Here is a 17,865-nt window from a genome sequence, read left to right as displayed (position 1 = left end):
GGAGGAGCCAGTATGCCGGAAAACATGCTATGGCCGCTGATTGCGCCACTGCTTGCGGTCCAGCTCATATTGATGTGCGTTGCCTTGGTGTCTCTGGCTAGATCGGAGCGGGCGAACGGTCCGAAATGGCTGTGGGCGATCATTATCGTCCTGTTGAATATCCCGGGGACGATCGCTTATTTCATTATGGGAAGGAAAGATGCGGCATGAATGCGATTCAATTACATCAGTTGACGAAGCGATACGGGGAGCATACCGCGGTCCAGGACGTGACGGTCAGCATACGCAAGCATTGCTGCACGGCTCTGCTCGGGCCGAACGGAGCCGGAAAGACGACGACGCTGCATATGCTCGCCGGGCTTATCCGGCCGACATCCGGCGAAGTGCGGCTGCTGCAAGAGGACGGGGCGGCTGCGACGGGAGATTTGCGCCAATGGGTAGGCTTTCTGTCCCAGACGCCCGCCTTCTATGGCTGGATGAGCGGAAGCGAGTGGCTCGTCTATCATGCCGAGCTGTGCGGCATGCCCCGCAAGCTAGCGCGGTCGGCGGCGTCGCAATGGCTGGAGAAGGTCGGGCTCGCTGATGCGGGGCGGCGCCGCATCAGCGGATACTCGGGAGGGATGAAGCAGCGGCTCGGCATTGCCCAAGCGATGATCGGGGCCCCGAAGCTCGTCATTCTGGACGAGCCGGTATCGGCGCTCGATCCGATTGGCCGCAGAGATGTGATGACGCTGCTCCAGCAGATAGCGAGCGAGACCACCGTACTGTTCTCCACTCACATATTGTCCGATGCCGAGGAATTATGCGACGATCTGATCATGATGAACCGAGGCCGCATCGTCATGCAAGGGCAATGGGAGCAATTACGAAGCGGAGCGGAGCGGCCCCGGTTGACCGTCGAGGTCGAGCCGCATCCTGCCGCGCTAGATTGGCTGCGGCGTTGGGCAGGGAAGCCGGAAGTGGAGCATAGCCGCATCGCCCGGGGGCGGGCGGAATTCACGGTGCGCAGCATGGGCGAGGCGCGCCGCGCGATGCTGACGGAGGCGGCGAACTTGGATATTCCTCTTCTTCGGCTGGAATGCGGCGTAACCAGTCTGGAAGATATGTTTATGGAGGCGATGATCTCATGAGCCGATGGCATGTGCTTGCGCGCAAAGAATGGCTGGAAATGGTTCGCAGCTACAAATTGCTCTGGGTGCCGCTCGTATTCATTATGCTTGGCATCAGCCAGCCTCTCGTGATGAAGTTCCTGCCCGACATTCTGGCATGGTCGGGAAGCATGCCGCAAGGAATGAATATGGCCTTCCCGGAACTGGAGGCGGGAGAGATTATGGCGCAGATGCTGAACCAGTTCGGAACGGTAGGTCTTCTCGTTCTCGTATTGTCGCAGATGTCATCCATCTCGGGCGAGATCCATACCGGCACTGCCGGTGCTGTCCTGGTCCGCCCAGTAGGTTACGGGGCTTTTGTCGCTTCGAAATGGTTGGGAGCCGCAACGCTGACCTTGGTGTCCTTCCTGTGCGGATATGGGGCGGGCTGGTACTATACGGCGCAGCTGTTCGGACCTGTGCCGGTCGCAGAGGGTATGGCGGCCGGAGCCGGCTACGCCCTGTGGATGCTCTTCGCAAGCAGCGTTACGCTCCTGATGAGCAGCTGTGTGCGCAGCGGAGCGGCGTCTGCGGGCCTGACTCTTGCAGTTGTGCTGCTCTTGTCGCTTGTCCAGAGCTGGCGCGTTCCAGGCGCTCGCTACTTGCCTTCGGCTCTGCCCGCTGATGCGGTCGCTCAACTGATGCCGGGCGCCCGGGCCGAATCGTTCGGCGGGGCGATCGCTGTTGCCATCGTTCTCAGCATCGGATGCGCGATCTTGGCGGTCATCCTGCTGCAGAACCGGAACAGCCTACTCCCGGATGGCCGTTGATGTCTTCGAAGACGCTTCTGCGGTAAAAATGGTATAACATCCCCCTCTATTGGGTCAAACTATGGATAAAAAAGTAAGAGGGGATTGTCATGACTCGAGAACATCGTTCCCATTCCCGGTTCTATTTTCGAGTGAAGCAATGGAAACAGGATATCCGCCGCATGAAAGGCCCGATCTGGTGGCTAGTCGCTATTGTATTATTTTTTGGTGCCCTGACCTTAGGTATTCGCATGTCGATGGAGATCCGGCAGCTCATTTACGAGCGGGAGACGCCCATTTCGATGGAGACCTTCTCGCTGCTGCATGATGATGAGTTCGCGAAGCTGCATGATTCTTCCCGGCTGGTGCTGAATCAGCTGCTTCAGCAGGACGATCGGAAGCGTGAAGTCATTCACCGCCAGCAATTCATTTGCGGCCAGCGGGATGAGACGATGGGCAAACATACTTCGGCTGGTATCATTCAATTGCTGCTGAATCATCCGGATTGGGGCGCCATGATGGATGACGCTGGCCGGGTCATTATGGAGGAACAGATTGAGGAAATGTCCGATCGCTGCAAGGATGCCCGCATCAGTCTCGACGAGGACGGGAATCTGACGCTGTACGAAGGGCCGCCTGCGGAGAAAAAAGTGATTCGGACCTTTTTCCAAATTGATATTGAATCGATGGAGAGCGCGCTACCGCCGAATGTGCTTCAGCAGCTGTATGACGGCATTCTGATTACGGATACCGACGAATACCACAGCGTGTTGTCCACCTTCAGCGATTATGCGGTGGAAGCCTCGCAGAAAGTGATGAAGCCGGCGGAGGAGGATAATTGACGACCGGATATTATACGAACTGAGGGTTGTCCCCAAAGTAGTATTCAACTACATGGAGACAGCCCCCTGATGTCAAAACTCAACTCGCCTTTTTACGAAGGGGTGGAGATGTCCATTTACCTAATCAAAACTTGGCGCTCAGAGCGTTTTAAGTCGATTTTTCCTACTGAGAGACGAGATCCACCACATAACAAATGAAGTGGCGAAAATCCCCGTGGACTTCTCAACGGCCTGATTTTACGGGATCCAAGAGACCGCGTCGGATCCTGGGGGCATCATCGCCTTCAGGAAGCATCATTGCCTTCTGGAGGCATCGTTGCCTCCTGGGGCTTGAACGTGTGGAGGGAATTGCTGCTATTTTACAGGAATTTCGGCTCAATGAGTCCACATCCCGAGGAATTGCTGCAAATCTACATCATTTTAGGCCCTTTTGCTTCAAGCTCAAGCGAAACGGGTGAAATTCCTGCAGTTATGCAGGATTCCCTTTCTGGTAAAGTCGTCCATATCGAATTGCTGTATTTGCGCAGGATTTCGCTTACCGAATAGGCGTGTCTGGACAAATCGTGCAGTTTTGCGGATTTCGCCTACCGGATAGACATGTCTAGGGGAATGGTGCAGTTTTCAGGCCGTTGGAAAACCCCTGTTTTTTACGAAGGGGTGGAAATTATCCATTTTCCTACTCAAAATTCGGCACCCATAGCGTTTTAAATCGATTTTTTCTACTGAGAGACGAGATCCACCACATAAAAAATGAAGTGCCAAAAAATCCCCTGGAGTTTCTCAACAGCCTGACTTATGCAGGAATTTCATCAAATAGCGGTTTAAATAGCAGAAATTGCTGCATCCACGCAGGATTTCATTGCTTGATCCATCCGCCGTAGTGCGCGCTGCCGTTTTTCCGATCTGTACAGTCTTATGCGAGCGTTTTCTTTTTCCCGCATCTGCATTCTCTGTTGACTCGTCTCCTCAATCCTTTTCAATGCCTATGAGCCCCCCTATTTTTTGTTCGCTGCGGCGGAATGATAAGAATCGTCTGATTCCAAGGAAGGAGAATGCGCATGGATATCGTGCTGATGCTCCTCATTGTACTGACGGCGACCAAGCTGGCCGGTGACTTGACGGTAAGGCTGGGCCAGCCCTCTGTGCTGGGGAAGCTGATCGTTGGCATCATTCTGGGCCCTGCGGTGCTCGGCTGGGTGACCAATGGGGAGATCGTTCGCGACATGGCCGAGGTCGGCGTCATTCTGCTCATGTTCATCGCCGGCCTAGAGACCGATCTCGAGCAGTTGAAGCAGAATTGGAAAGCCTCGGTCGCCGTCGCGCTCGGCGGCATTATTTTGCCCTTCATCGGCGGGTATTTGGCAGGAACCACGCTCGGGATGGATCAAGGGCAGTCGCTGTTCATCGGGCTCCTGCTGTGCGCCACTTCCGTCAGCATCTCAGTTCAGACGCTGAAGGATCTCGGACAGCTCAGCTCCAGGGAAGGAACGACGATTCTCGGAGCCGCCGTCGTCGATGATGTACTCGTCGTCATCCTGCTGGCCTTCATGCTCAGCTTTCTCGGAGCGGGGACGGAGCAGGCTTCCCTCGGATGGATTGTCGGCAAGAAAGTGATTTTCTTCGCCGGGGCGATTGCCGCGGGCATCTTTGTCGTTCCCCTTCTGATGAGATGGCTCGCTCCACTGAAGGTCAGCGAAGCGGTCATCAGCGCGGCGCTCATCATCTGCTTCGCCTTCTCTTATGGCGCGGAGCAATTGGGGGTGGCCGGCATTATCGGCGCGTTCGCCGCCGGCGTCGCCATCTCGCAGACCGACTTCAAGCAGGAGGTAGAGCATCGGCTGGAGCCGATCGCTTACGGAATTTTCGTGCCGGTCTTCTTCGTCAGCGTCGGATTGGAGGTCACCTTCGCCGGGCTGGGCCAGAATGTTGGATTTATACTGCTATTTTCGCTTATCGCGATTGCCACCAAGCTGTTCGGCTGCATGCTGGGCGCGCGCATGACGGGCTTCAGCCGCCGGAGCGCGTTCGGCATCGGGACGGGGATGATATCCCGCGGCGAGGTCGCCCTCATCATCGCAACTACCGGTCTGGAGGGGGCGCTGTTCGACCCCGCCCTGTTCACGCCCCTCGTTATCGTCATCATCGTGACGACGCTCGTCACACCGCCGATGCTCAAATTGGCCTTTGGGCAGGGCGCAAAGCAGTCTTGACGGAAGACATGACGATCGGCTGGCGGCCCCCGCCGCTTCTGTTCGGCATGTCCCCGTACGAGCCTGCCAATAGCGCGGAAAGACTCATTCTCTTCCTTTCGATCTGTGTTATAATGGAGTGAACACATATGTTCGCCAGATATACACGGAATTGTTAGGGAGAGATTTTTTTTGCGAATATTAGGAATTGACCCGGGCATTGCCATTGTAGGCTTCGGATTTGTGGACAAAATCGGCAACAAGGTCATTCCCGTGCAATATGGCTGCATTCAGACCGATTCGGCCACTGCTCCGGAGATCCGGCTGCTTCAAGTGTTCGAAGCGGCAGAGGAATTGCTGGATCGCTATAAGCCGGACGCGATGGCGATAGAGAAGTTGTTCTTCAACCGCAACGTCACGAATGCGTTCAGCGTAGGACAAGCCCGCGGCGTCGTCATTCTCGCGGCAGCGAAGCGGGGTATTCCGATCGGGGAGTACACCCCGATGCAGGTGAAGCAGGCGGTTGTCGGTTACGGCAACGCCGAGAAGAGACAGGTGCAGGAAATGGTGCGGCTGCTGCTGAAGCTGAAGGCGATACCGAAGCCGGATGATGTGGCGGACGCCTTGGCCGTGGCGCTATGCCATGCGCATTCCAGCGGATTACATGACAAATTGAACGGAGTATTGCGTCCATGATTGATTTTGTTCGCGGACCGGTGGTCCATTTGGAAGCCGATTATGTCGTATTGGATGTTCAAGGGATCGGATATCGCATATATACGCCGAACCCGTACGCGTTTGCGAAGTCGGAAGCGGCCGTAACCGTATATACGCACCATCATGTGCGGGAAGACGCGATTCTGCTGTTCGGATTCGCGTCGCGGCAGGAGCAGAAGCTGTTCCGCCGCCTGATTGAAGTCAGCGGTGTCGGGCCGAAGGTCGCGCTCGGCATTTTGAGCGCAGGGAAGCCGGATTCGGTCGTGGCGGCGATTCAGCAGGAGAACTATTCGTTCCTGACGAAGCTGCCCGGAATCGGGAAGAAGACGGCTCAGCGCATTGTGCTTGATTTGAAGGATAAGCTGGACGGCATGGGCTGGGACATGGATCCGGGATCGCTGTTCTCAGAAGTGCAGATGATCGAGGATGATCGGGAAGACGGCGTGTGGGGTGAAGCCCGCGAAGCGCTGAAGGCGCTTGGCTACAGGGATGTCGAGCTGGATCGGGTCTGGAACGATCTCCAGCATCGCGTCCATGCGGACGAGACGATCGACTCGCTCATGAAGAAGGCGCTGCAATTGCTGTTTACAGGGTAAGGAGAGGCGGTACAGATGGAAGAACGCATCATTTCAGCCAATTATATGATGGAGGATCAGGCGGTCGAGTTGAGCCTGCGTCCGCGTTATTTGTCTGAATACATAGGGCAGAACCAGGTGAAGGACAATCTCAAAATATTCATCGAAGCGGCCAAAATGCGCAAGGAAGCGCTCGATCACGTGCTGCTGTACGGTCCGCCCGGATTGGGGAAGACGACACTGTCCAACATTATCGCCAATGAGATGGGCGTCAACATCCGCACGACTTCCGGCCCGGCCATCGAACGGCCGGGCGACTTGGCGGCCTTGCTGACCAATCTGCAGGAAGGCGATGTGTTGTTCATCGATGAGATCCACCGGCTTCACCGGACGGTGGAGGAAGTGCTGTATCCGGCGATGGAGGATTTCGCGCTGGACATCATTATCGGCAAAGGCCCGAGCGCGCGCTCTGTTCGCCTCGATCTGCCCAGCTTCACCCTTATCGGGGCGACGACGCGGGCAGGCCTGCTCTCGGCGCCGCTTCGCGATCGCTTCGGCGTCGTCAGCCGGCTGGAGTATTACAGCAAGGACGAGCTCAGCTTCATCGTGAGCCGGGCGGCCGATATTTTGGACGTCCAGATTACTGGCGACGCCAGCGACGAGATCGCGATCCGCTCGCGGGGCACTCCGCGGATTGCGAACCGGCTCTTGAAGCGGGTACGCGACTTCGCTCAAGTGCGCGGCGACGGGATTATTACGCCCGTATTGGCAGGGGAAGCGCTGCGCTTGATCCAGGTCGATGCCCTTGGCCTCGACGCGATCGATCACAAGATGCTTCAAGCGATGATCTCCCATTTCCGCGGCGGTCCGGTCGGACTGGATACGATTGCCGCGACCATCGGAGAGGAGAGCCAGACGATCGAAGATGTATATGAACCATATCTGCTGCAGATCGGATTTCTGCAGCGGACACCCCGAGGTCGCATGGTTACCCATCAGGCTTATCACCATCTAGGATTGCCCATTCCAGAGAAATAAATTCAATCGAACATCGCTTTTACGCTTGTTTGCCCAAGCGGAATTTTTGCACGACATCTACAAGACTCGACTAGCAGGAAGGGGAACAGAAGAGTATGACTACCACCTACCGGAATGTGATTCGAAGAACCGTCACTGGCGCCATAGCAGGCACGCTGCTGATCGGGGGAGCCGCAATGCTGCCTGCAGGGGGCTTCCCTGCGGCGCCGGTTATAGCCTTTGCAGATAACGGACAAGCAGCCAAGGCCGGAGCCCAATCACCGGAGCAGAGCGTATCCGAACCGATTCGTGTCGCATTATTTGCCGATTTGGGCAGCCGTTCACCAGGCCAGACGCCTCAGGTGACCCTGAATTCGACCGTCGGGCTTCAGATCGGAGCCAGCGGGGCCGGAACGTCCAGAGCGTTGACGGCAGATGGGACGATCCGCTTCAGTGCGGATGATTACAAAATCAAGCTGTATGAATCGAAGAACAAGGCGGCCGCTCTGGCGGTGCAGAAGCAGGCGGAGGCGAACAACACTGCTGTTATGGTTGAATTCAGCCGTCGCGGGGCGACATTCTATGCGGTCTATGCGGGCAGCTACCCGACCCACAAGGCGGCCGGGCAGGCGCTTGATCGCCTGAAGGACGATCAAGCCTTGATGAAGCTGGTGCAGGGCTATAAGCCCACATTAGCCGGGCCGAATTACTTGCAGGCAGGGACCTATTCGTCCGAGAAAGAGGCGGCACCGGCGCTGAAGACGCTGCTGGATGCCGATATCGACGCCTACCTCGTTACGATGGTGGACAAAGGGAAGAGCCGGGTAGCGGTATGGGCCGGGCAAGCGGCCTCGGCAGCCGATCTGGGCGACACGAAGCAGAAAATAGCCCGCACCTCCTTGACTGCCGTAACTGCGCAGGGGGAAGGCGCGCTGATACATATGAAGGAAGCCGGCGAAGGCAAGACGATCACGCATTACCGCGTGAACGGGGACGCGAAATGGATGGTGTCGACGAGCACACCAAACACGATCCAGGTAACGGAGCGTTATGGCCGGGCCTATCGCGGGGATATGGAGATCAGTCTGCACAAAGATAAGCTGGCGCTCGTCAATGAGGTTCCGCTGGAGCAATACTTGGTATCTGTCGTGGGCGGCGAGGTGTACGCCGAATGGCCGGAGGATGCGCTGAAGGCTCAGGCGGTCGCTGCCCGGACGTTCGCGCTCTACCAGAACGACAAGTTCGAGATTGCCAATGTGGTGGATACGACGTTAAGCCAGGCCTACTTCGGCGTAGAGAAGGAGCATGACAATATCCGCAAAGCCGTGGAAGCGACGGCAGGGGAAGTGCTCATGCAGGATGGGAAGCTGATCGAAGCCATCTTCCACTCCAATGCCGGAGGGAAGACCGCCGATCCGAGCGAGATCTGGGGTGGAGACTATGGCTACTTCCAGGTCGTGGACAGCCCCGACGAAGGGGTGCTCGAAGGCAAAAAATCATGGTTCCAGGTCATCCTTCCGGACGGGAAGAGGGGTTATGTGCGGGAAGATGTCGTTCGTCCGGTCAACCGCAATAATGAAGCGGGCTTCGAGCAGGTTACCGCGATTGAGGACGGAACCAACGTAAGGCCGATCCCGGCTATCCAATCGAATGTCGCTCCCGTAGCCAAGGTGAACCAAGGGACGGAGATGACCGTCATTGACACGGTGCCGGAATCAACCGAGATGAATTGGATCCGCGGGCCTTATACTTCTTCCCAGATTACGGCCTGGCTCAAGGAGCGGACCAAGACGGAGCTGTCCGGTCCGGTAACGAGCCTGGAGATTACCGAGCGCGGACCTTCCGGGCGCGTGACCAAGGTCGAGGCGAACGGCGTTCCTGTTGGAGTTAGCTACCCGGACAACTTCCGGAGCGCGTTCGGCGGCTTGCCGAGCACGCTGTTCGATATCGTGCCGGCCGGAACCGCCGCTGTGGTTGGCGTGGATGGCAAGGGCAAGGCGGAAGTGCTGCCGAAGGAGCCTACCTTCCTGTTCGTCGGACGCGGCAACGGCCATGGCGTCGGCATGTCGCAATGGGGCGCTAAGGGTCTGGCCGACCAAGGGTATGACTACGAAGGAATCTTGAAATACTACTATAAAAACGTAGATTTAGTGAAACGGTAGGGCATAAATAACATGGATGTAAATTTATTTGATTTTCATTTGCCGGAACGCCTCATTGCCCAGACACCGCTGCCGGATCGAACGGCATCGCGCCTGCTGGCAATGAATCGGCGGACCGGGGAAATGGAGCATCGAACTTTTCCCGATATTATTGAATACTTGAAGCCGGGCGATCTGCTCGTCCTGAACGATACGAGGGTCATCCCGGCCCGCCTGTTCGGGGTCAAGCCGGATACTGGCGGGCATGTCGAGGTGCTGCTGCTGAAGCAGGAGCAGGATGATATGTGGGAAGTGCTGGCCAAGCCGGCCAAGCGGCTGAAGAAGGGAGCAAGCGTCCGCTTCGGGGACGAGCTTACAGGGACCGTCATCGAGGAGCGCGAGATGGGCGCACGGCTCATCCGCTTCGAGTACGCGGGCATCTTCAATGAGATTCTCGATCGCTTGGGGGAGATGCCGCTTCCCCCGTACATTAAGGAGCAGTTGGATGACCGGGAGCGGTATCAGACAGTATACGCGAAGCACGAAGGCTCGGCGGCGGCTCCGACAGCCGGTCTTCATTTTACGAACAGCATCCTGGAGCATATTCGGGCCACAGGGGTTCGCATCGCCATGATCACGCTTCATGTCGGTCTGGGCACATTCCGGCCGATGTCCGCGGATGTGGTCGAGGAGCATGTGATGCATGCCGAATATTACGAGATGTCCGAAGAGACAGCCGCGCTCATTAACGACACGAGACGCTCGGGCGGCCGAATTATCGCGGTCGGTACTACTTCGTGCCGGACGCTGGAGACCGTAGCCGGCCGCTATGGGGCAGAGCCGGTGACGAAGTGCTCGGGCTGGACGGATATCTTTATTTACCCGGGATATGAATTCCGTCTTGTCGACTCGCTGCTGACGAACTTCCATCTGCCCAAGTCAACCTTGGTAATGCTCGTCAGCGCCTTCGCCGGCCGGGAGCATATTATGGCGGCTTACCGGGAAGCGATAGAACAAGACTACCGTTTCTTCAGCTTCGGCGATGCGATGTTCATCTTCGCAGATGACTAACCTACTTACGACAAGGATGATGATTCGATGGCAGCAGCAGTAACGTATGAATTGATTAAAACATGCAAGCAGACCGGCTCGCGCCTGGGCATCGTCCATACGCCGCACGGTTCGTTCGAGACGCCAACCTTCATGCCGGTCGGCACGCAGGCGACGGTCAAGACGATGAGCCCGGAAGAATTGAAGGAGATGCACGCGAAGATTATTTTGAGCAATACGTACCATCTGTTTCTGCGGCCGGGACATGAGATCGTGCGGGAAGCGGGCGGATTGCATAAATTCATGAACTGGGACCGTGCGATATTGACGGACAGCGGCGGCTTCCAAGTGTTCAGCTTGAGCGAGATGCGCAGCATTGAAGAGGAAGGCGTGCATTTCCGTTCTCATCTGAACGGAGACAAGCTGTTCATCTCTCCCGAGAAAGCAATGGAGATTCAGAATGCGCTCGGTTCCGACATTATGATGGCGTTCGACGAATGCGCTCCTTATCCTGCCGAGCACAGCTACGTCAAGCATTCGCTGGAGCGGACGACCCGCTGGGCGGAACGATGCCTGAATAGTCATGCGAGACCGCATGATCAAGCGCTGTTCGCTATCGTTCAGGGCGGAATGTATGAAGATCTCCGCATACAGAGCGCCAAGGATTTGACTTCGATGGATTTCCCGGGGTATGCTATTGGAGGACTCAGTGTGGGCGAGTCGAAGCCATTGATGTATGAGGTGTTGGAGACGACGGTGCCCCTCTTGCCTGACAGCAAGCCGCGATACTTGATGGGAGTCGGATCGCCGGATGCATTGGTGGAAGGATCGATGCGCGGAATCGATATGTTCGATTGCGTCCTGCCTACCCGTATCGCGCGCAACGGGACAACGATGACGAGCCAAGGCCGTCTCGTCGTGCGGAATGCCAAGTTCACAAGGGATTTCGGACCGCTTGATCCGAACTGCGATTGTTATACGTGCCGCAATTATTCGCGTGCGTATCTCCGCCATTTGATTAAGGCGGATGAGACGTTTGGCTTGCGCCTGACGACGTATCACAATTTATACTTCCTATTGAATCTGATGCGTCAAGTTCGTGAAGCCATTCGCGAAGATCGTTTGCGTGACTTCCGGGACGAATTTTTTGAAGCTTACGGAATGGATCGCAACGAGAGCGGCTTTTAATGGACTGCCGATGGCTGAGTGCGCGCATATAGACAACGGCATTGGCAGGAGGAGTCCATACATAGGTTAACCATTTGGAGAAAGGGGGATTGTCCATGTTTTTAGCCGGAGCAGCTGATACTGGCGCTGGCGGCGGGTTGTTAACGATGCTGCTGCCATTCGTAGCGATGTTTGCGGTGTTCTATTTCCTGTTGATCCGACCGCAGCAGAAGAAGCAGAAGCAGCGTAATTCGATGCTGAGCCAGTTGAAAAAAGGGGACAAAATCGTGACGATTGGCGGCCTTCATGGCACGATTATGGAGATTACCGAGGACATCGTCGTTCTGCGTGTCAATGATGTGACGAAGATGACATTTGACCGCAATGCGATTAGCACGGTGGTCAACAGCGAGGAAGCCGCAAGCGCGTCATCATAGTCTAGTCGCCTTTTACAGAACACTCATCATTAGTATGAATAAAGCGATGTCTCTTCAGAGACATCGCTTTTTTGTTCCCTTTCAGATTTTCGAATCCGGATACGATTTGGTGTAAGCTTTGCCGCTGCGCTTGGACAGCTCCGTATTCCACGAAGCCTGGACCCCGGCCCATTTCATGCCGAGCCATGAAGCCGTGATTGCCAGTATCGTTCCCGCGATCATATCCGTCAGCCAATGGATGCCGAGGTAGAAGATCGAGAAGATGACGATGAGGGCGCTGATCGAGGTGAAGATCGCCCAACGGCGGTTACCGGATTGCGAGGCGAGCAGCGCAACCGTCACGGATATCGACGTATGCAGGCTAGGGAAGCAGTTATCCAATCCGGATAGTTGCCGATAGTTCTCTTCGAAGGACGGAAACACGTCGAGCATACGGAACTCTACCGCAGCCGGCGGGTAAGACCATACTTCGTTCACCGGGAAGAACAGATAGAACGGGATGGCTACCGCATAATTGATGATGACCGCATAGCATACCGCCCGCGCCATGCGAAGATTATCCTTCGCGATATAGATGGCGATCGATCCGACAATGAGCGACTGGAAGACAACAATATAAAAAAAGGCGACGGCCTGAGTAAGAAGCGGATGATGGAACAGCTTCTGAATGCTGTGTACGAATTGCCCTTCCAGCTGATGAATATGGGAAGTAAAATCCCAGTTGATGGCCAGCGCTTTCTCAACGGTCAGCTCAAAGTTATTCACGAGCAGGATAAGAATAAGGCCGATAAAAGCGAATAAGAAAGAGCGGGAATGCCGCAAAGCCTTGTAAAATGCAGCGACGACTGCCAGCGGCTGCTTGCCTGATCCGAACCATAGCAGCAGGATAACGACCCCGATAGTCCATAACGTGACCGTCTGCATGGAGTGAAATAAAACCACAAATATCCCCCTATATATTTCCGGTAAACGGTTATTTAATTCATATAGTATACCATAAAGAGCAGGGGGAACATACGCACCCAAGCGACCATTTCTTGCTGCCGATCCGGTTGCTTATTTGTTGCGGCTCATATTGACGCCGAATATGCCGCCGAGCGCGCCACAGGCGCATGCCGCGACAACGAGAACAAGCTTCTGCAAGCTGATTCCGGCATCCATGGCAAGAAAGCCGATAATGAGGACGAGCATGGCGTAGCAAAACCCGGTCAGACCGCCATAGTACCAGCCTCTCCGCCCGCTGCGCCGTCCTGCCGTCCAGCCCCCGATAAAAAGAGCGATGATATGGACAAGATAAATATAGCTGAGTGTCTTATCCTCATTAGCAGAACTGGAGTAGAGCAGCACGGATAAGGCCAAGGCTCCCATGGCCATCCATATAAATGAATTGACGATGCCGGCCAAAATGGGGTGATTCGGTTTCCATTGAGATACACGCTGCAATGCATTCATGATTGGGATTCTCCTTTCGGCTTGAATAATCGTCCCCCAGCATGGCTGGGACAAAATATATCGTGTAGTACAGATCGTATGGGCGAGCCGATAGAAATAGTACAAGGCGTAGACGAAAAATAGTGACCGGCGTTATAATGTGTGAGCAAAATATATCGAATCCGTCATGTGTGATGCGAGGATCCGAATATTGAAGCTATTCCGCAGAGAGGGATGGAATGACATGGGACAGGATGTGTCGACATGGCAGGTCACGATTGCGGTAATCGTCTTTTTGGTGACGTATGCCATCATCATTTCAGAAAAGATTAACCGGGCCATTATCGCGCTGCTTGGAGCCGTGGCGATGCTTGTGCTGCAAATCGTAGATGTGCACCGCGCGTTCACCGAGTTTATCGAATGGAACACGATTTTCCTGCTCGTCGGGATGATGATACTGGTCGGGATTACGAACAAGAGCGGCATCTTTCAATATGCAGCCGTCAAGGCCGCGCAGCGAACAAAAGGCAGGCCGCTTCGGATTCTGGTGATTTTGGCGTCCTTAACGGCGGTCGGTTCGGCTTTTCTAGATAATGTGACGACCGTGCTTCTGGTCGTGCCGATTACGTTTTCCATTACTCGTATGCTCAATATCAATCCGGTTCCTTTTTTGATTACGGAAGTGATCGCGTCGAATGTGGGCGGTACCGCGACATTGATCGGCGATCCGCCGAATATTATGATCGGGTCTGCGAACCCGCATTTGACCTTTAATATGTTCTTGATTTATTTGACGCCGGTCATCGCTGTCATCATGGCCGTCCTGCTTGCCGTTCTCGTTCTAATCTACCGGAATCAGTTGAAGGTTACGGAGAGCCAGCGCGATGCCCTGATGCAGCTGTCGGCGGAATCGTATATTTCCGACAAGCGGCTCTTGAAGAAATCGGTCACGATCCTCGTCTTGACGATCTTGGGCTTCGTGCTTCACTCGGCCATTCATGTAGAGCCGGCGGTCATCGCGATGGCAGGTGCCACGCTGCTGATGCTGATCGGACTGAAGGGAGAAGAGGAGCTGGAAGAAGCGCTGCATCGGGTGGAATGGATAACCATCTTGTTCTTCATCGGCCTGTTCATTCTCGTCGGAGGACTGATCGAAGCCGGCATCATCAAGCAATTGGCCCAATGGATGTTGAGCGTTACGAACGGCGATATGACGCGAACAGCCATGTTCGTGCTCTGGGGCTCGGGCATCGCATCCGCGACGATTGACAATATCCCTTTTGTGGCGACGATGATTCCGCTCCTGCAGGATGTCGGAACTCAGATGGGCATTACGGATCCGAACCAATTGAATCCGCTCTGGTGGTCACTGGCGCTGGGCGCTTGCCTGGGGGGCAACGGTACCTTGATCGGCGCATCGGCGAACGTGATCGTGGCAGGGATGGCGCAGCGCGAGGGACATGGCTTCGGGTATATGGATTTTCTCAAAATCGGAGCTCCGTTGACGCTGCTGGCGCTGGCGATTTCAACCGCCTACATTTTCCTGTTTATTCTGTAACCGTTCGCTGAGCCAGAGCCACAAGCAGGTTGGAACAGCGCCTAATCGTCCTGTAAGATACAGGATGGGAACATTTCGATAAGAAAAAGCTGCATGCCTCTCGAAGCCCGGGGCCAGAATACACATACTGGCACACCGAAAATGGCTCCGGGAGGCGTTGCTAATGGAACTGTGGACTCTCGTATTGCGCACGGTACTGATGTATGTTGTTGTCTTCGCCGTGCTTCGTCTGATGGGCAAAAGGGAGATTGGCAAGCTGTCCGTATTCGATGTCGTTATCTCCATTATGATTGCGGAGATTGCCGTATTTGTCATCGAAGACAGCAAGAAGCCGCTATGGCAAGGGCTTGTCCCGATCATCGTTCTGATTATCATTCAGATCAGCGTGGCTTACATAGCTTTGAAAAGCCAATGGATAAGGCATTTGTTTGATGGGAAGCCAAGCATTATTATCAAGAACGGCAAGCTTGACCGCACGGAGATGGGCCGGCAGCGGTACAATCTGGATGACTTGATGCAGCAGCTCCGCGAGCAGGGCGTGGACAATATGGGTGACGTTCACTATGCGATATTGGAGGCGAACGGCAAGCTGACCGTGTTCCTGAAGGAGAATTTGGATACCTCTCCTGCCCAGGAGAAGCAGAACGGCGCGCAACAATCGGGCGGGATCCTGGAGGAAGATTATACCGGAGACACGAAAGGTCCCGGTCCGCTTACCCCCGCCAACTCGGCCTCCTCGTCGGGCGGCCGGAAGAAGGCGAAGAAAAAACGCCCCGCCCTACGCAAGCCGGAGCGTTACCATTTCACGACACTGCCGCTCCCGCTTATTATGGATGGCAAGGTGCAGGATAATAATTTGTCGACCATCAATAAGACGCGGTTCTGGTTGAAAAATCAGCTTAATCTGAAAGGTATCACCGAATTTAAAGACGTTTTTTTCTGTTCTATCGATCATCGGGGGCACTTATACGTTGATCGGAAGCAGAAGTAGGAACAACCGGATGATTATTTGCGATGCGGCTTCGCAGGCAGCCATTGCCGGAGCAGAGGAAGCCGTGTCACATCATCGCGGTCGATAAGGCCCATAATAATGAGCAGCAGAAGATAGACAATACCCCCCGCCATCCCCCCCGCGATGAAGCGGAGCAGACCGTAGCCTTCCGGAAGCGGCGCGCGCACATAGACCGCCTGAATGCAGCCTGCCATAATCACCATGGCCGATCCCACCTTGATGAAGTCGAACCACGGAATCTTCAGATCAAGATGACGGATGACGCTCACCGCATGGAGGAGCGTGACCAACACAATATTGATGCATATCGCGATAATGGCTCCATAAATGCCCAATTGAGGCTGTGAAGCCAACTGAATAATGAGCAGAAGCTTCAGGACGGCTCCGATGAATGTATTCACGAGGGCGGTTCCCGGGCGTTCAAGAGCCTGCAGTGCAGCTTGAAGCGGCGCCTGCAAGTAGATGAAGACCGCAATCGGGGCCATCCACCGCAGCATGGGAGCGACGCTGGCATCGTTATAGAGCAGGACGCAGAGCGGTAGCGCGAGCACGAACATAATGACGGCAAAAGGCGCGCCGCATACGAGCGCCAGCCGTAGCGCCTGATGTATCCGCTTGTGAATCGTGCTCATGTCATTGCGGCCGAGCGCTTCGGATAACGAAGGCACGAGAGAGACAGCCAACGAGTAAGTCAACGCCCCGGGCAGCATCAATATCGGGATAATCATGCCCTGCAGAGCGCCGTACTGCGCCGTCGCGATCGCGGTGAGAACACCGGCCGCCGCCAGGCTGCGGGCGATCGCAATCGACTCCAGCAGGTAGGACAGCGAGCCGATAAGCTTGCCTCCCGTTACAGGTAACGCAATGCGGAGCAAGCGGGGTGCTACCTGGTGAGAAGCCCCGTGCTCTGGCGGCTGTGGTGAAGCCGGACATCCGTCCGCTGCGCCGCTCTCCTTCTGCTTGCGCGCGGACCGCATCAGGAAGACGAGGACGAGCAGCCCACCGAGCTCGCCCACGACGACGCCAACCATGGCGCCCGCCGCCGCCCATTCCAACCCGTAAGGAAGGAACAGATAGGCGAAGCCGATGACGGCGATGATGCGGATGAGCGTCTCGGTCACTTGGGAGACGGCGGTCGGCACCATATTTTGCATGCCTTGGAAGTAGCCGCGCAGCACCGCGGAGATAGCGACCATGACGATGATAGGCGTCATGACGAGAAACGTATAGTACACCCGGCTATCCGTCAGAACGCGGGTTGTAATCCATGGCGCGAGCACGAGACACGCGGCAGAGAAGACGATGCCCGCACTGACGGTCAGCTTCATGGCGACGGATAAAATGCGTCGCACGCGGGCATGATCCCCGACAGAGTCCGCCTCGGCGATCAGCTTCGCTACGGCGAGCGGAACACCGCCTGTAATCAGCGTAAGGATGACGAGCAGGAAGGGGTAGCCGAGCTGGTAGATTCCTACCCCCTCCGCCCCGATGATGCGCGGAAGAGTAACGCGCGGAATGAACCCGAGTATGCGATTCACAATGCCTGCGGCCAATAAAATCAGCGTTCCCTGAATAAATGACTGCTTCTTCACGTTCCGATCATCCCTCTTCCCCTGCGGACTTGTCCTGATATAATCATAAATATGCGGTTGTCCCCAATCCATGACGATTGGCTTGTACGAATGGAAGCGGAAGGTCAGGAGAGGCAATGATTGCTATGGGACGTGAAGCAGGAATTGCGTGAAGGAGCGCGAATATATAGATAGACATGGAAAGGAGTGAGCGGCGTGTCTGAGCCATGCACGGAACAGGAGCGACTCGAGGCGATCGAA

General features: G+C 55.5%; 18 protein-coding genes. 15 read left to right on the top strand and 3 right to left on the bottom strand.

What is annotated here, in order from left to right:
• Positions 1–12 precede the first annotated feature (12 nt).
• The 13 genes from DQX05_RS22280 (at position 13) to yajC (ending at position 12,032) form a co-directional block, all read left to right on the top strand.
• Positions 13–210: a PLD nuclease N-terminal domain-containing protein gene (locus DQX05_RS22280; protein WP_119795661.1), complete on the top strand. Its 198-nt coding sequence runs from the start codon at positions 13–15 to the stop codon at positions 208–210.
• A complete protein-coding gene (locus tag DQX05_RS22275; RefSeq protein ID WP_119795660.1) occupies positions 207–1,130 on the top strand; it encodes an ABC transporter ATP-binding protein in 924 nt (307 codons plus the stop codon). Before DQX05_RS22280 ends, DQX05_RS22275 begins: the two co-directional genes overlap by 4 nt.
• Complete coding sequence (locus DQX05_RS22270; RefSeq protein ID WP_182914871.1) at positions 1,127–1,918, top strand: ABC transporter permease; 792 nt, start codon at positions 1,127–1,129, stop codon at positions 1,916–1,918. The genes DQX05_RS22275 and DQX05_RS22270 overlap by 4 nt, the downstream gene beginning before the upstream one ends.
• An 89-nt stretch (positions 1,919–2,007) precedes the next feature.
• The gene (locus DQX05_RS22265; protein WP_119795658.1) at positions 2,008–2,739 is read left to right on the top strand and encodes a BofC C-terminal domain-containing protein; all 732 of its coding nucleotides are present in this window, start codon (positions 2,008–2,010) and stop codon (positions 2,737–2,739) included.
• 378 nt (positions 2,740–3,117) lie between these two features.
• Positions 3,118–3,285 (top strand): hypothetical protein, encoded by a 168-nt coding sequence (locus DQX05_RS31040; RefSeq protein ID WP_182914644.1) that lies wholly within the window; start codon positions 3,118–3,120, stop codon positions 3,283–3,285.
• A gap of 506 nt (positions 3,286–3,791) precedes the next feature.
• Positions 3,792–4,949, top strand: coding sequence for a cation:proton antiporter (locus tag DQX05_RS22255; protein WP_397335874.1), 1,158 nt, complete (start codon positions 3,792–3,794; stop codon positions 4,947–4,949).
• A 171-nt stretch (positions 4,950–5,120) separates the two neighbouring features.
• Positions 5,121–5,624, top strand: coding sequence for a crossover junction endodeoxyribonuclease RuvC (ruvC, locus tag DQX05_RS22250; RefSeq protein ID WP_006679765.1), 504 nt, complete (start codon positions 5,121–5,123; stop codon positions 5,622–5,624).
• The gene (gene ruvA, locus DQX05_RS22245) at positions 5,621–6,241 is read left to right on the top strand and encodes a Holliday junction branch migration protein RuvA (RefSeq protein ID WP_119795656.1); all 621 of its coding nucleotides are present in this window, start codon (positions 5,621–5,623) and stop codon (positions 6,239–6,241) included. Before ruvC ends, ruvA begins: the two co-directional genes overlap by 4 nt.
• Before the next feature lie 15 nt (positions 6,242–6,256).
• Positions 6,257–7,258, top strand: coding sequence for a Holliday junction branch migration DNA helicase RuvB (ruvB, locus tag DQX05_RS22240; protein WP_087441640.1), 1,002 nt, complete (start codon positions 6,257–6,259; stop codon positions 7,256–7,258).
• 95 nt (positions 7,259–7,353) lie between these two features.
• Positions 7,354–9,399: a SpoIID/LytB domain-containing protein gene (locus DQX05_RS22235; protein ID WP_119795655.1), complete on the top strand. Its 2,046-nt coding sequence runs from the start codon at positions 7,354–7,356 to the stop codon at positions 9,397–9,399.
• A 12-nt stretch (positions 9,400–9,411) separates the two neighbouring features.
• Positions 9,412–10,449 carry a tRNA preQ1(34) S-adenosylmethionine ribosyltransferase-isomerase QueA gene (gene queA / locus DQX05_RS22230; RefSeq protein WP_119795654.1) on the top strand — a complete coding sequence of 346 codons (1,038 nt, stop codon included), beginning with the start codon at positions 9,412–9,414 and terminating at the stop codon, positions 10,447–10,449.
• A gap of 27 nt (positions 10,450–10,476) precedes the next feature.
• Positions 10,477–11,616: a tRNA guanosine(34) transglycosylase Tgt gene (gene tgt, locus DQX05_RS22225; protein ID WP_119795653.1), complete on the top strand. Its 1,140-nt coding sequence runs from the start codon at positions 10,477–10,479 to the stop codon at positions 11,614–11,616.
• A 95-nt stretch (positions 11,617–11,711) separates the two neighbouring features.
• A complete protein-coding gene (yajC, locus tag DQX05_RS22220; protein ID WP_119795652.1) occupies positions 11,712–12,032 on the top strand; it encodes a preprotein translocase subunit YajC in 321 nt (106 codons plus the stop codon).
• An 81-nt stretch (positions 12,033–12,113) separates the two neighbouring features.
• Here the strand turns inward: yajC and DQX05_RS22215 are convergent, their stop codons facing one another.
• Positions 12,114–12,974, bottom strand: coding sequence for a phosphatase PAP2 family protein (locus DQX05_RS22215; RefSeq protein ID WP_119795651.1), 861 nt, complete (start codon positions 12,972–12,974; stop codon positions 12,114–12,116).
• A 114-nt stretch (positions 12,975–13,088) separates the two neighbouring features.
• A complete protein-coding gene (locus tag DQX05_RS22210; RefSeq protein WP_119795650.1) occupies positions 13,089–13,484 on the bottom strand; it encodes a TIGR04086 family membrane protein in 396 nt (131 codons plus the stop codon).
• 223 nt (positions 13,485–13,707) lie between these two features.
• Between DQX05_RS22210 and DQX05_RS22205 the strand changes: the two genes are divergently transcribed.
• Positions 13,708–15,021 carry an ArsB/NhaD family transporter gene (locus tag DQX05_RS22205; protein WP_119795649.1) on the top strand — a complete coding sequence of 438 codons (1,314 nt, stop codon included), beginning with the start codon at positions 13,708–13,710 and terminating at the stop codon, positions 15,019–15,021.
• Positions 15,022–15,184: 163 nt separating this feature from the next.
• Positions 15,185–16,012: a DUF421 domain-containing protein gene (locus tag DQX05_RS22200; protein WP_119795648.1), complete on the top strand. Its 828-nt coding sequence runs from the start codon at positions 15,185–15,187 to the stop codon at positions 16,010–16,012.
• Positions 16,013–16,026: 14 nt separating this feature from the next.
• Here DQX05_RS22200 and spoVB read toward each other — a convergent pair whose 3' ends face one another.
• Positions 16,027–17,625: a stage V sporulation protein B gene (spoVB, locus tag DQX05_RS22195; RefSeq protein WP_119795647.1), complete on the bottom strand. Its 1,599-nt coding sequence runs from the start codon at positions 17,623–17,625 to the stop codon at positions 16,027–16,029.
• Between the last annotated feature and the right edge of the window lie 240 nt (positions 17,626–17,865).

Origin of the sequence: Paenibacillus thiaminolyticus (assembly GCF_003591545.1) — a bacterium.
Lineage (GTDB): Bacteria > Bacillota > Bacilli > Paenibacillales > Paenibacillaceae > Paenibacillus_B > Paenibacillus_B thiaminolyticus_A.
The sequence above is the reverse complement of the archived record's forward strand: the minus strand, read 5'-3'. Positions and strand labels throughout refer to the sequence as shown.

What these genes read in the sequence shown, in the direction of transcription:
- yajC (WP_119795652.1), top strand. Translation starts at nt 11,712, where the DNA reads ATGTTTTTAGCCGGAGCAGCTGATACTGGCGCTGGCGGCGGGTTGTTA.
- DQX05_RS22275 (WP_119795660.1), top strand. Translation starts at nt 207, where the DNA reads ATGAATGCGATTCAATTACATCAGTTGACGAAGCGATACGGGGAGCAT.
- DQX05_RS22270 (WP_182914871.1), top strand. Translation starts at nt 1,127, where the DNA reads ATGAGCCGATGGCATGTGCTTGCGCGCAAAGAATGGCTGGAAATGGTT.
- DQX05_RS22200 (WP_119795648.1), top strand. Translation starts at nt 15,185, where the DNA reads ATGGAACTGTGGACTCTCGTATTGCGCACGGTACTGATGTATGTTGTT.
- DQX05_RS22265 (WP_119795658.1), top strand. Translation starts at nt 2,008, where the DNA reads ATGACTCGAGAACATCGTTCCCATTCCCGGTTCTATTTTCGAGTGAAG.
- DQX05_RS22280 (WP_119795661.1), top strand. Translation starts at nt 13, where the DNA reads ATGCCGGAAAACATGCTATGGCCGCTGATTGCGCCACTGCTTGCGGTC.
- DQX05_RS22205 (WP_119795649.1), top strand. Translation starts at nt 13,708, where the DNA reads ATGGGACAGGATGTGTCGACATGGCAGGTCACGATTGCGGTAATCGTC.
- queA (WP_119795654.1), top strand. Translation starts at nt 9,412, where the DNA reads ATGGATGTAAATTTATTTGATTTTCATTTGCCGGAACGCCTCATTGCC.
- ruvB (WP_087441640.1), top strand. Translation starts at nt 6,257, where the DNA reads ATGGAAGAACGCATCATTTCAGCCAATTATATGATGGAGGATCAGGCG.
- ruvA (WP_119795656.1), top strand. Translation starts at nt 5,621, where the DNA reads ATGATTGATTTTGTTCGCGGACCGGTGGTCCATTTGGAAGCCGATTAT.
- tgt (WP_119795653.1), top strand. Translation starts at nt 10,477, where the DNA reads ATGGCAGCAGCAGTAACGTATGAATTGATTAAAACATGCAAGCAGACC.
- DQX05_RS22255 (WP_397335874.1), top strand. Translation starts at nt 3,792, where the DNA reads ATGCGCATGGATATCGTGCTGATGCTCCTCATTGTACTGACGGCGACC.
- DQX05_RS31040 (WP_182914644.1), top strand. Translation starts at nt 3,118, where the DNA reads ATGAGTCCACATCCCGAGGAATTGCTGCAAATCTACATCATTTTAGGC.
- DQX05_RS22235 (WP_119795655.1), top strand. Translation starts at nt 7,354, where the DNA reads ATGACTACCACCTACCGGAATGTGATTCGAAGAACCGTCACTGGCGCC.
- DQX05_RS22210 (WP_119795650.1), bottom strand. Translation starts at nt 13,484, where the DNA reads ATGAATGCATTGCAGCGTGTATCTCAATGGAAACCGAATCACCCCATT.